The organism is Vibrio sp. R10-SG-ISO4, from assembly GCF_059834135.1.
In genome coordinates this window covers 68271-80233 of record NZ_JCBDHJ010000003.1, presented here as the reverse complement: position 1 = coordinate 80233, position 11963 = coordinate 68271, and the positions used below count along the sequence as shown (strand labels likewise).

The following is an 11963-nucleotide window of genomic DNA, read 5'->3' as shown; positions in this document are numbered from 1 at the left end:
AAATAGATAGCGACAATAGAGCTGACAAAGAAAATCACTAAGAAGTCAGCGCGTTTTCTCTTGCGAGCTGCTGATGGATGTCGTTCACGGCCAACACTATGGTGGAACGCACTTTTTGGAAATGACGATCTAAAAACATGGCTTTCATTTCGTCATTTAATCCCTCGACCAACTCGGGTGAGTAATCGATAGGCATGATTTTCTGTATCGCGTTCACTCGGTTGAGCTCAAACACGATATCTTGGTCCCAGAAGTCCACTTTCCCCTCTTGAACCTTAACCCACTCTTTTAGGGTGACAAACACTTCGATGTCGTCATAGGTTTGTTTACTGATCACCCCGAGCCCGAGCAGTAACTTGATGCGCACCAGTATTTCCCCTAATGGCCCATCACTGGTCAGTAACGGATCAACGACGAATTTCACTGCATAATCGTCTTTGTGGAAAATACTTTTTAACAGGGTATCAAGCATGTCCTCCAATACATCATAAGCACATAGCAGACACTCAGCGGCATTGGCTGATTCTGCTAGCTCTTCTAAGAGCTCTACTTCATGACTCGAGTGTATTGGCATGGCTTCTTCAAAAGGAGAAAGTGCCACATCAGTGGCACTTTGGTGTTCCATCATTCATTGATTGCGTTGTACGCTTGTTCGGCTAGTTTAACAACTTCTGAGTCAATATTCAGCTCCGAATAGTGAGCTAGCGTCTCGGCAAAACCTTTCTCTGCGAACATACTCTGCAATTCAACCGCTTGTGGGTCATCGTCATTCTTGTAATGGAAGGCCGCAGCAATCCCTTTGATCAAATGCGCGTTTGGTAACCCATACTCTAACGTGCCATTAAGTGGCTTGATCAAACGATCTTGCGGGCTGAGCTTACGAATAGGCTGGCGCCCCACACGGTCCACTTCATCACGCAAGTACGGGTTGGCAAAACGACCTAAGATTTTCTCAATGTAGGCTGCGTGGGCTTTAGAATCAAAACCGTAGCGCTGGATCAGTACCGCACCGCTTTCTTCCATCGCCGCTTTCACTTCTTGGCGAATCGCGGGATCTTCAATCGAGTCTTTGATAGTTTCATGACCGGCCAGTACACCTAGGTAAGCCGTGATCAAGTGACCTGTATTGAGCGTAAACAACTTACGTTCTACAAACGCCATCAAGTTGTCTGTACATTCCATTCCCGGGATGGTTGGGATTGGGCCTTTGAACTGAGTTTGATCCACAATCCACTCACTGAAGGTTTCCACCGTGACGGCCAGTGGATCAGTTTCGCCCTCTTCTGCCGGCGGCACGATGCGGTCAACCGCAGAATCGACAAAACCAATGTGCGCATCACTGAACGCTTTGAGTTCGTCACTAAGATGCGCATACACAGCTTCTTTAAGCTGAGTGGTACCACGCACCATGTTTTCTGCCGCGATAACGTTCAGTGGCGACGTGTTGCCCGCAGCAAAACGCTGCTCAATGCCTTTAGCAATCGAGCCAGAAATGATCTTGAGTACTGTTGGGCCCACCGCTGTGGTGATGAGATCGGCGTTGGCGATACAGCCAATCACCTCATCGGTGGCGGAGTTGACTGCCGTGACGTTTTTCACCACTTCCACGACACACTCTTCACCGACGACTTTCACTGGGTATTCGTTGCGTCTTTGCAACTCAGAGACGACCGTTTCGTTGACGTCTGCAAATGTGACTTCCATGCCTGCGTCTGAGAGTAATTTACCGATAAAACCACGACCGATATTTCCTGCACCAAAATGTAACGCTTTCATAATCACTAACCTTTCAAATGTTGAATCTGTATAGCTAACGGCTTAACAGCACACGACTAAGCCTTCAGCTATCTAGACTAAAAAGGAGGCCAGAGCGGGGGAGAACTGGCCTCGTTCACTTAGGAGCTAGACAAAGTACTGCTATGCATTGAGAATATTCAGAACATCTTCTGGGTTGATTGTGTTCTGTAAACGCTCAACGGCCTCTTCGTCATCAAGTGAATTGGTAATAGCCATGAGAACCATGTTGTGCTCATCACCTTGGGCAGCGATGCCGATGACCATCTTGGCGATGTCATCCTCATCTTCACCCCACTGAATGCCTTCAGGGTATTGGCAGAACACAATGCCGGTTTTCTTGACGTACTGTTTCGCTTCAATGGTTCCGTGTGGCACCGCAATTGACTCACCTAGGTAGGTAGACACGAGTTCTTCGCGGGCAAACATGCCATCAACATATTCAGGTGCAACGTTGCCTAATTTGACCAGTTGCTCACCTGCAAACTTAATCGCCTCTTCCTTAGAGTTGGCTTTTAATCCGAGGAATACACTGTCGCTAGTCAGCGTCAACGTCTGTTCCTTTTCCTCGGTCGCTGCAGGTGCCTCAGGCTTTTTTACAGCGCCACTCCTTGCTTCAACTAGCTGAGCAACAAGGTTGTCGTACACAGTGCCATCTAAAAAGTTACTTAGAGAGATGTGCATTGCGCCAGTAGCGTGAGTACGAGCACGGTCTGTCAAATCTTTGTGGGTCACCACAATTTGCGAGTCACTCGGTAGGTTGTTGATAGCCAAGTTCGAGACTTCAATATCCAGACCAGCCGCTTGCACTTTCTTACGTAGAAGACCGGCACCCATCGCACTTGAGCCCATACCCGCATCACAGGCAACGTAAATCGCTTTCACTGCTGCTGGGTCCACAGAAACTGCAGCGGTTTGACCTTTAGATGCTGCTTTCATGTCGTGCATGGCGGCAGAAGCTTTCTCTAGAGACTCGTCTTCGTCGGTCGCTTTTGAAGTTTTCATTAGGATAGAAGCAACGATGAACGACACAGCGGCGGATGCAATCACAGATAGAACCACACCCACGTATGAGCCTTTAGGCGTCATCAGTAGTACCGCAAAGATTGAACCAGGAGACGCTGGAGAAATAAGACCAGAATCGAACATCACGTTAGTGAACACGCCTGTCATACCACCGGCAATAACCGCAAGGATAAGACGAGGGTTCATCAACACGTATGGGAAGTAGATTTCGTGGATACCGCCTAGGAAGTGGATGATTGACGCACCCGCTGCCGACTGCTTCGCGTTACCTTTACCAAACGCCATGTAAGCCAATAGAAGACCTAGACCAGGACCTGGGTTCGCTTCAATTAGGAAGAAGATTGAGCGGCCAAGTTCTTCAGACTGCTGGATACCCAGTGGCGAGAAGATACCGTGGTTAATCGCGTTGTTAAGGAAGAGGATTTTCGCTGGCTCAACGAAGATAGAAGCGAGTGGCAATGCACCTGTTTCTACCATCACGTTTACGCCCGCTGCCAATGCGCTAGAAAGAACTTTTACCGCAGGGCCAATGATGAAGAATGCTAGGATAGCGAGGATCATACCGATGATACCGGCAGAGAAGTTGTTCACTAGCATTTCAAAGCCGCTTTTCACTTTACCGTGAACCGACTCATCGAATTTCTTGATAGCGTAGCCACCAAGTGGACCGACAATCATCGCGCCCATGAACATAGGAATATCAGTACCGACAATCACACCCATTGTCGTGATGGCACCTACAACCGCACCGCGGTCGCCGCCCACCATTTTACCGCCGGTGTAACCGATCAGCAGTGGCAATAGGAATTTGATCATTGGGCCAACCAGTGATGCCAATGTTTCGTTTGGCAACCAGCCGGTTGGGATGAAAAGTGCAGTAATGAAACCCCAGGCAATAAATGCACCGATGTTTGGCATTACCATGTTGGATAGAAAACGACCAAAGTTTTGGACTTTGATCTTAGCTTCTGGTGATAACATAGGGAGACCTCAGTTTGTATTGGTTGGCCAAATGGCCCAAAATGTTTGTTCAAAAGTCGATTAAAATGTATCACAACATTTCTAAAAGGCACCCCACCCACAAATTAGTGACTCAGATCACACACAAAGCATTAACATATCTTTTTTATGGTGACCTAAATCACATTTAATCACTGTCAGTAAATTACAAAGCCATTTTGTCGATAATGATTATCAACAACCAGAGACTTAGATCACAAAAACACAATCCACACACTTAAAATAGTTAGTGACAAAGATCTCATTTTTATTATTTATCCGATTTTTAAGCACCACTTCAGTTCACTCTCTGCGCGACTTTGGTTCAATTATTCATCAAATATTGATTACAGCTGCGAATGTGTAATTAAATTACAAAATAAGATTCATCAAAATTTCATCGTAAAATTGGTTAGGATGGTGACGCACAATGGCCAAGAGAATTGATGGCGAAGAGCAGTGACGGAGAAAAGACAATGAAAGCGGTATTGTTTGATATGGATGGGCTAATCTTTGATACAGAGTCGCTCTATAAGAAAAGCTGGCAACGGGCGGCACAAGAGCAAGGTTTCGATTTGTGTGACGAGTTTTATCAGGGGTTCATCGGCGTACAAGATGGCGAGTGTGAGCGTCGCTTACAGCACCATTTTGGTGCTGAGTTTGATCTCCCGCGATTTATACGCTGCCGAGATCAGGACTTTACTGAGCGCAGCGCACTAGGCATTGACTACAAAAAAGGCTTTGAGACGCTGATGCGCCACCTTAAACAGAACAGTGTGAGGGCAGCGATCGTGACCTCATCCGGTCGAAAAGAGGTGCTAAGAAATTTTGCTGGCCGCGAGGTCCTCGAACAGTTTGAGTGCCTGATCACCTCTGATGAAGTAAGTCAAGGCAAGCCCGCGCCAGATGGCTACTTAATGGCATGCCAGCAACTCAACCTCAAACCGTCACAATGCCTAGCGTTAGAAGACTCCAATAACGGCGTGAAATCGGCCTTGGCAGCAGGTTGTTCAGTCATCATGGTGCCCGATTTGCTGCCACCAGAACCCCCACTTATCGAGAAAGTGACACTGGTCGATTCTTTAACTGAGGTGATCGCGTTGATCCCTAAGACGACGCCTTGTTAAGCGACTGAGTCAAGAATCGTACCCAGGTCAGCGTTGTTTCATCGGCCTTCAGTTGATGAGCCTTTTGCGCACTTTCTAGGGCTTTTTCATGCTCATCCAATCGGTAGAACGCTTGCGTCTTGGCCAATTCCACACGCTGACTGCTCGGCATGCTGGCCAGTACATTCAGCGCCGCTTGATACTGCTTCTGCTGCATCAGCAATTGCGCATACGACCAATGGTGATCTGCACTGAGGCGCGAGGCGTGTTGCCAGGCCTCTAGCGCGTATTGCCACTCCTTCGCGACTTGCCAGTAGCGAGCTAAAGTGGCGTAGCTCTCTGCCTCTTCTTGTTCAAGCAGATGCTCGGCGTAAACCTTCGCAGCAAGTTCTGGAGCGCCTTGTGAGGCGTAAAGCCCTGCTAAGGTTTGATACTCACTGGAGGATAAAGCAAAGCCTTTTCGCTCTCTCTGTTTGAGCGTCGCCAACGCCTCGGGGTAGTGTTTCAAACGAAGATGCAAGCTGGTCAATTGCTTCCACCACAGTTCGTTATCGGACTCCAAAGCACGCAGTTGCTCTGTGGTACTCACCGCTCCTTTCCAGTGACTCAGCGCCACTTGAGCGCCGAGCTTCATGCTCAGCAAAGAGACATCCGCTTTTTTATCTAGCGCTTGATACTGCTTGATACTCGACAGTACCGCTTGCCAATCTTGCAGCTGGTAATTGGACTGAGCGACCCGCAGCCACAGTTGAGTGACAAATTCCGTGGTATACATTTTTTCAGCTTGCGAGCGACTCACATCGGATTGTTTATCCAGCACACTTTGATAGTGTCTGAGTGCTTTTTCCGGCTCCCCAGTCGATAACAAAATATCGGCCAGCATGCGCTCGGTTTCAATCGCCTGTTCAATCGGCAAAGCACCAGTGGACAACGCATTTTCCAGCGCAACTTGCGATCGCTGAGGTTGCGCTTTTTGCCAATACAATATGCCCAACATACGCGCCACGTAGGCTTGATCGTACGCTTTCACGGCGTCGATACCTTCTAAGATGGTCACCGCCTCGGCTGTTTTTTCTTGCTGAGACAACTCAAACGCTTGATGGACTCGCATCGCAACGCTGCGTGATAGCTCTTGCGCCTGCGCCTGCGGAACGCTCATCAAGCCCATCAACACTGACCATGCCAAAAGACGGCGTATCCATGCTGTAACCTTGGTCATTATTGCAACCTAAATTCTAATTTCACGGTTTGCCCTTCCTGTCTGGTCGCTTTGCCTGCGACGATCAAAGGTTGATACTTCCACTGACGCAATGCGCGCATCGCTTCGCGATCAAACACGCCGCGTGGCGACCCTTCCACCACCTCAATCGCATCGGGCCGACCGGTTTCATCAATGGCAAATCGCATCACTACATAGCCTTCAATTTTTCGTTTCAATGCCCGCGAGGGGTAACGTGGTTCAATACGATGCAGTGGCATGATCTGTTGGTTTTGCGCAAGTTGAATCGGCCCTGGCGTTGCCATTGCCATTCCCGTTACTGACGTACTCAGATTGACGTTAGGCAAATTGGGCAGCGCCGTGGTCTGAATTTGCTGCGCGGCCATTTGGGTCGTCAAGCGCTCCACTTGCGGGGCCAAGGTCGGCGCTTTGGGTGGCTCAGGCAATTGTCTTGCTCTGCGCGCCGCCGCTCGCTCGTTTTCCACTTGCACGACATCAAAGCGCAGCGCCGACTGCGGCTCTGGCATCGGCGATTTTCCCGCGTCCACCAGCCACGCCATAAACGCAAAGAGAGAGAGCGTCACTAATAAGGCTAATGGGGTGGCAATCAGCCATCGTTTTAGCATCGTAATTTACGTCCTAGCATACGGATACCCTTCCTTCTTTCGGCTATTTCTGCTCGGTGGCCAATGCGATCTTCTCAATGCCCGCCCCTTTGGCGCCATCCATCACTTGCACCACAGTGCCATTGAACGCAAAGGCATCGGCTTGAATGACCAAGGAGGCATCCGGTTGTTCAAGCAGCACATTTTCGAGTGTCGCTTGCACTCGCTCTACATCGACCAATCGCTTATCGATGTAGACCTCGTTGTTGGCAGTAATGGCAATAAAAATGCCCGCGTCTTTTTGGCTAGTGGCATTCGCCGCCGTTGGGCGGTTCACTTCCACGCCCGACTCTCGCACAAACGAGCTGGTGACGATAAAGAAGATCAGCATGATAAACACGATGTCGAGCATCGAGGTCATGTCCACTTGGGCATCGTCTGACGGTTTTTTGTATCGACCTAGTCTCATGGTCATTCCTATTTAGTCATACGCATTAAACGTTCGAGGTGAAGGTGACGCGTTTCGCTCCACTTAGAGAGGCGAGCGTGGGCAAACATGCCGACCAATGCGGCGACCATGCCCGCCATCGTTGGCAACGTGGCCATCGAGATACCCGCGGCCATCAAGCGCGGCTGTGCACTGCCCTGCCCGGCCATCACATCAAACACGGAGATCATTCCCGTTACTGTGCCGAGTAGCCCCAGCATAGGGAAGAGCGCCACCAGCACTTTCATCAACGACAAGTGTTGATCAAGCGCCAACTTCGCTTCGGCCAACCAAGCGCTGCGCTGAGCGAGCGCATACCAGGAGTGGCGATCATCACGCAGTTGCCACTTAGCGACCCAGTGATGCTGCGCTTTGGGGAACAGCCAAAAAAGGTACACCAATCGCTCAATCGCCAGTAACCAAAACAGCGCCAACACGCCCGCTAACCACCAAAGCAGTGGACCACCACGATACATAAACTCGTTGATGGTGCTGCCAAGCGTGCTCCCCCCGAGATCGAGTAGAGACTGCCATTCCATTACGCGGCATCCTTCACAAGGCGGGTTGCTTGCTCGGCGCGCTCAGCCACCAAGCCAATACCCTGCTTCTCGATAATGGTGCGAATCGCTTCCGCCTTCGAGGCGAGGATATTGTGAATCAAGAGCAAAGGCATCGCAGCAATCAGACCCAATACGGTGGTGATCAGTGCCATTGAAATCCCGCCTGCCATGACACGCGGATCGGCGTTACCAAATTGAGTAATGGTTTGGAAAGTATCAATCATCCCGGTGACCGTACCCAACAAGCCAAGCATTGGAGCGAGCGCCGCCAGCAGTTTGATCATCGATAAACCGCGCTCTAGGTGCTGCTGTTCGTCCATCACCGCTTCGAGCAAGCGCAGCTCCAACGCCTCTACATTCGGGCTGCTATCTTGACGATAAACATTCAAAATACGCCCAAGTGCATTGCCATCTTGCGGCGAGTCGGTGTGTTTAAGCTGCTTGGCAATTTTTGCTTTCGCGCTCAGTAACGCTGCGCCGCGAACCAGACCAATCACCATGCCCACCAGCAGTAGCGCGATGATCACTTTGCCAACGATACCGCCATGCTCAATGCGATCGAGTAAAGTCGGCGCCATTCCCAGCTGTTCGAGCAGCGCGCCACGTGAGGCATCCAGTGCAACGATCGGTAGTCCGCTTATGACATCAGTGCTTAGAGTCAGTGCACCCTGTGGCTGCTGAGCGTACACGGTAGCGCGCTGGCGCTGACCATTCCAATCTAAGTAACCTTCTTCACCCGCTAAGGCAAAACTACCCAAACGCAGCACCGATTTTGTCTCGGTTTCACCTTGTCCGTTGATGACATCAACGTTGAGCGTTTGTGCCTCAGCACTGGCCTGAATTTGCTGTACAAACGCCTGCCACAGGCCGTAGAGCTGCCTCTTCTCTGGTAGCTGTCTTGCGGCCACAATCTCTTCTACTACCGCTCGGTGATCAGCGTGACCTAGGGTCGCAACAGAGCCAGCTTGCTCAAGGTCGAGATCTTTTGCCGCTTGACGCACCACGCCAAACAGCTCACCTAAGCTGCCCGTCGCCAGATGCAAGGCTTGCTCTTTTTCGGCCAGTACGGCTTCGTTTTGCTGAAAGGTCTCTGACAGCTGTTCGTTTTCTTGCTTGAGAGAGGCAAGCTGCGCGTTGAGCTTATCAAGCTCTGCCTGCAACGCCTGTTCACGCTGCTTAAACTCCCCTTCACGCGCTTGATTGTGCTTCGCTTGCTCAACTTTCGCTTGTTGCGTCTCTTTCAGTAAGGCAGCATCCGAAGCAGCAACAGACAGCGAGACCGTAGACAGTGAAACGGCGATCACGCTCGCCGCTAGCCAAGTCATCCCTCTCATTGTTGACTCTCCTTAACCGATACCGGTAAATGCAATAACGTTGGGGCGGCTTGTTTATTCGCCACATCAAACGCTTTATCAATCTCTAAACCGGCTTTGCTGTCGAGCGCTTGCCATTGTTCGTTAGACGCATTCCACGCCCAGTAGTGCGCGCGATCAACACTGCGCGCCACCAAGCTGATTCGGCCGAGATAGAGCTGCTCGGTGATAAGCGTTCTGCCGTCTACCTCGATCGGCGCAGAATAGGCACCAAGCTTAGTGCCGTAATCCAACTCGATTTGATACGCCTCTAGAATGCGGCGGTACTTCTCAGCATCACTGACGTCGGACTGAGTCATCATGTCGCGCAACTTGGCAACACGTTCGCGGCGCACCTCTTGGCGAAGTGGGCGATCGCTCTCTACCCATGCCTCTAGCCCATCAAGCATGCTGTACATCAACGGCACGATGCTTTCACGCGTGCGCTCAATCTCTGACAATTGTTCATCAAAGCTGGCGATTTCTTTCTGTTGGCTGTCGAGCATGCCGCGAAGGTGATCTCGATACACTTCTAGCCCTTCCACCTCAGCTTGGCGCTGCTCAATTTGCGCTTCAAGATCGAGCGCTTTTTCGCTGCTGGCCGACACGCGGCTTTGCGTGTTGGCATTTGCGGTGGTGATCTCTGTTTCAAGACGTTGCGACTGTTTCAACTCAGCCCCCGTTGCCATCGCAGCAGAAGACGCGGTCAGCATCCAACCTGCCAGCAACAAATGGGGTAAACGATTGTGTGTCATACTCTTCTCTTTGATCCGTTCTCTTTGACGTTAATCTTTGCGCTTGGGCTAGGATGACTTCTCTTCAAGAATGTTCGCCATCGCTGGCACCATTTCATCAATCAAATATTGAATCGACAATGGGCTAAAAAAGGAGAACGCGCCACCGATGATATCGCCAGTGAAGTATTCGCGTTTCTCTTTGTAAAACGGCATGCGTTTACGAAAAATGGCGTTGCTGGATTGCTCAAGCTGCTCTTCCGTGGTCAGCCAAATCACAAGGTCGTTGTCCAGCAAGTCCATACGCTCCTCGCTGAACGAGGTGTAAAACGCCTCCTTGGCGAGCGCATCAATGGACTCTGGAATATGAAAGCCCAGCGCAATCAGAAATTGTGAACGTAAGTCTTTGCTCGCATAGGCGCCAGGCTGTTTGTTGTAGTAAAACGCCACCGCCGCCGATTTGCCCTCAAACTCCGGGTGCTTTGCCCGCAGCTTAGCAATCTGCTGCTTTATATCTTGCACTATGGCTTGCGATTTTTCTTCATAACCCAGTGCTTTACCTATCATAAGATGACGCTCATCCCACGGCATCGCCCAATCGGTATAAGCGCCAGATTGTGCGAGCGTAGGCGCAATCGTGCTGAGCTTGTCGTAGGTTTTCTTATCCATGCCGGAAGAGACGCCGATGATCAGATCCGGTTTCAGCTGCGCGATGGCCTCAAAATCGACCGTTTGTCCTTTAAGTAATACCGGCTTCGCATCGCCCAACTCATCTTGCGCCCATGGCCACACGCCGTAGGGTTGGTCACCATACCAATCGCGCACGGCTAGCGGGATAACGCCGAGCGCCAGAATATCATCATGATCCGTGACGCCGACAGAGACCACGCGCTGCGGCTGTTCGCTAAGCTCAATCTGACCGTATTTGTGTTCAATCGTCAGCGGATAGGCCTGGACCAACACACTCACGACACTGGCCAATAGCAGCGCGCCTAGCCGAGTGACTTCTCTTACCATGATGTATCCCTTCTCTTTTTCTAGCCTTGTTGTTTTCGCATTAAAAGCAGCGCAAACAGAGGCGCGCCGATAAGCGCGGTCACTAAGCCTGCGGCCAATTGCGTCGGCGCAAACAGGGTGCGCCCTAAGGTATCGGCGAACAGCACTAAGCTTGCGCCGACCAATGTAGTCAATATTAAGTGGCTATTAGGACCTGCGATGGTCATCTTTCTCGCCATGTGCGGTGCAAGCAAACCGACAAAACCGATCGGCCCAACAATGGCGGTCGCTAGCGCCGCCGCGCACACACTCAGCATCAACTGAACACGGCTCGCCCAAACACTGTTCACACCCAGACCGACCGCCATATCAACACCAAACGACAATGCCGCCATGTTACGTGCTTGGCCGATCGCCAACGCCAAGGTGGTCAGCAGCGCGATGGAGAGCAGTCCGACTTCAGACCAAGTCACCGCATGCACACTGCCCGATAGCCACGCCAGTGCAGACATGGCAGCGTCAATGTCACCGTAAGTGAGCAAGCTTGAGGTCAAGGCACTGAAAAACGCCGCCACCCCGATACCCATTAAAATAAATTTCAGCGGGTGCCCAGAGCCACTCAAGCTCTGCACGCCCGCGGCGACCAGCATCGCCCCGGTAAACGCGCTCACTTCACGCCAAGCGTCGATCGCCTCCGGAAACAGCATCGTCAAACACACCACGGCAAACGCCGCGCCTTGACTGATGCCGACCAAACTGGGATCGGCGAGAGGGTTGCGGGTCAGGTTTTGCAGCAGCGCTCCTGAAAGCGCAAACAAGCCCCCCGCCAGCAACGCCGCTAGACTGCGCGGCAAGCGCAGCTCCCACATCACCAACGCCGCCTGACTATCGGCGATGGGGCCTTGCATGCCGAGCGCACTCATCACCTCATCCAATAGCGCCTGCATCGAGAGCGCATAACTGCCGATGCCAATACTGAGCAACCACAGCAACGCCATCAAAAGAGCCATCAACACCGTGACGCCGAGCGTTTTGGGCCGAACCCGAAATGAGACTCGACCGCCGAGCCACCTTAGCGCCACCAT

At 51.3% G+C, this 11963-nt stretch carries 12 protein-coding genes; 1 reads left to right on the top strand and 11 read right to left on the bottom strand.

Translation table 11 applies throughout. The features are described from left to right. Positions 1-37 precede the first annotated feature (37 nt). From AC6R03_RS03010 to AC6R03_RS03000, 3 genes are all read right to left on the bottom strand, one after another. Positions 38-574 (bottom strand): MltR family transcriptional regulator, encoded by a 537-nt coding sequence (locus AC6R03_RS03010; protein ID WP_500626419.1) that lies wholly within the window; start codon positions 572-574, stop codon positions 38-40. A gap of 50 nt (positions 575-624) precedes the next feature. Further along, positions 625-1776, bottom strand: coding sequence for a mannitol-1-phosphate 5-dehydrogenase (locus AC6R03_RS03005; protein WP_500631451.1), 1152 nt, complete (start codon positions 1774-1776; stop codon positions 625-627). A gap of 141 nt (positions 1777-1917) precedes the next feature. Beyond that, positions 1918-3801 (bottom strand): PTS mannitol transporter subunit IICBA, encoded by a 1884-nt coding sequence (locus AC6R03_RS03000; protein WP_500629575.1) that lies wholly within the window; start codon positions 3799-3801, stop codon positions 1918-1920. Between the two features lie 464 nt (positions 3802-4265). On the opposite strand from AC6R03_RS03000, the gene AC6R03_RS02995 reads away from it, so the two are divergent. After that, entirely contained in the window at positions 4266-4946 is a 681-nt protein-coding gene (locus AC6R03_RS02995) for an HAD family hydrolase (protein ID WP_500631450.1), read from the top strand. On the opposite strand, the gene AC6R03_RS02990 is transcribed toward AC6R03_RS02995, so the two are convergent. From AC6R03_RS02990 to AC6R03_RS02955, 8 genes are read right to left on the bottom strand one after another with little or no spacing between them, the layout of a single operon-like run. Next, positions 4927-6144 carry a tetratricopeptide repeat protein gene (locus tag AC6R03_RS02990; protein WP_500631449.1) on the bottom strand — a complete coding sequence of 406 codons (1218 nt, stop codon included), beginning with the start codon at positions 6142-6144 and terminating at the stop codon, positions 4927-4929. The two genes, AC6R03_RS02995 and AC6R03_RS02990, sit on opposite strands and share 20 nt — an antisense overlap. Then, a complete protein-coding gene (locus tag AC6R03_RS02985; RefSeq protein WP_500631448.1) occupies positions 6144-6770 on the bottom strand; it encodes an energy transducer TonB in 627 nt (208 codons plus the stop codon). Before AC6R03_RS02985 ends, AC6R03_RS02990 begins: the two co-directional genes overlap by 1 nt. A gap of 43 nt (positions 6771-6813) precedes the next feature. Beyond that, on the bottom strand, positions 6814-7218 hold the full coding sequence (locus AC6R03_RS02980; protein WP_334553579.1) for an ExbD/TolR family protein: 405 nt from the start codon (positions 7216-7218) through the stop codon (positions 6814-6816). 8 nt (positions 7219-7226) lie between these two features. After that, entirely contained in the window at positions 7227-7775 is a 549-nt protein-coding gene (locus AC6R03_RS02975; protein WP_500631447.1) for a MotA/TolQ/ExbB proton channel family protein, read from the bottom strand. Continuing rightward, positions 7775-9121 carry a MotA/TolQ/ExbB proton channel family protein gene (locus AC6R03_RS02970; protein WP_500631482.1) on the bottom strand — a complete coding sequence of 449 codons (1347 nt, stop codon included), beginning with the start codon at positions 9119-9121 and terminating at the stop codon, positions 7775-7777. The genes AC6R03_RS02975 and AC6R03_RS02970 overlap by 1 nt, the downstream gene beginning before the upstream one ends. Positions 9122-9126: 5 nt before the next feature. After that, the gene (locus AC6R03_RS02965; protein WP_500631446.1) at positions 9127-9903 is read right to left on the bottom strand and encodes a DUF3450 domain-containing protein; all 777 of its coding nucleotides are present in this window, start codon (positions 9901-9903) and stop codon (positions 9127-9129) included. Between the two features lie 48 nt (positions 9904-9951). After that, positions 9952-10899, bottom strand: coding sequence for an iron-siderophore ABC transporter substrate-binding protein (locus AC6R03_RS02960; protein WP_500631445.1), 948 nt, complete (start codon positions 10897-10899; stop codon positions 9952-9954). Positions 10900-10919: 20 nt separating this feature from the next. After that, positions 10920-11963 carry a FecCD family ABC transporter permease gene (locus tag AC6R03_RS02955; protein ID WP_500631444.1) on the bottom strand — a complete coding sequence of 348 codons (1044 nt, stop codon included), beginning with the start codon at positions 11961-11963 and terminating at the stop codon, positions 10920-10922.

What these genes read in the sequence shown, in the direction of transcription:
- AC6R03_RS03010 (WP_500626419.1), bottom strand. Translation starts at nt 574, where the DNA reads ATGCCAATACACTCGAGTCATGAAGTAGAGCTCTTAGAAGAGCTAGCA.
- AC6R03_RS03005 (WP_500631451.1), bottom strand. Translation starts at nt 1,776, where the DNA reads ATGAAAGCGTTACATTTTGGTGCAGGAAATATCGGTCGTGGTTTTATC.
- AC6R03_RS03000 (WP_500629575.1), bottom strand. Translation starts at nt 3,801, where the DNA reads ATGTTATCACCAGAAGCTAAGATCAAAGTCCAAAACTTTGGTCGTTTT.
- AC6R03_RS02995 (WP_500631450.1), top strand. Translation starts at nt 4,266, where the DNA reads ATGGCGAAGAGCAGTGACGGAGAAAAGACAATGAAAGCGGTATTGTTT.
- AC6R03_RS02990 (WP_500631449.1), bottom strand. Translation starts at nt 6,144, where the DNA reads ATGACCAAGGTTACAGCATGGATACGCCGTCTTTTGGCATGGTCAGTG.
- AC6R03_RS02985 (WP_500631448.1), bottom strand. Translation starts at nt 6,770, where the DNA reads ATGCTAAAACGATGGCTGATTGCCACCCCATTAGCCTTATTAGTGACG.
- AC6R03_RS02980 (WP_334553579.1), bottom strand. Translation starts at nt 7,218, where the DNA reads ATGAGACTAGGTCGATACAAAAAACCGTCAGACGATGCCCAAGTGGAC.
- AC6R03_RS02975 (WP_500631447.1), bottom strand. Translation starts at nt 7,775, where the DNA reads ATGGAATGGCAGTCTCTACTCGATCTCGGGGGGAGCACGCTTGGCAGC.
- AC6R03_RS02970 (WP_500631482.1), bottom strand. Translation starts at nt 9,121, where the DNA reads ATGACTTGGCTAGCGGCGAGCGTGATCGCCGTTTCACTGTCTACGGTC.
- AC6R03_RS02965 (WP_500631446.1), bottom strand. Translation starts at nt 9,903, where the DNA reads ATGACACACAATCGTTTACCCCATTTGTTGCTGGCAGGTTGGATGCTG.
- AC6R03_RS02960 (WP_500631445.1), bottom strand. Translation starts at nt 10,899, where the DNA reads ATGGTAAGAGAAGTCACTCGGCTAGGCGCGCTGCTATTGGCCAGTGTC.
- AC6R03_RS02955 (WP_500631444.1), bottom strand. Translation starts at nt 11,963, where the DNA reads ATGGTGGCGCTAAGGTGGCTCGGCGGTCGAGTCTCATTTCGGGTTCGG.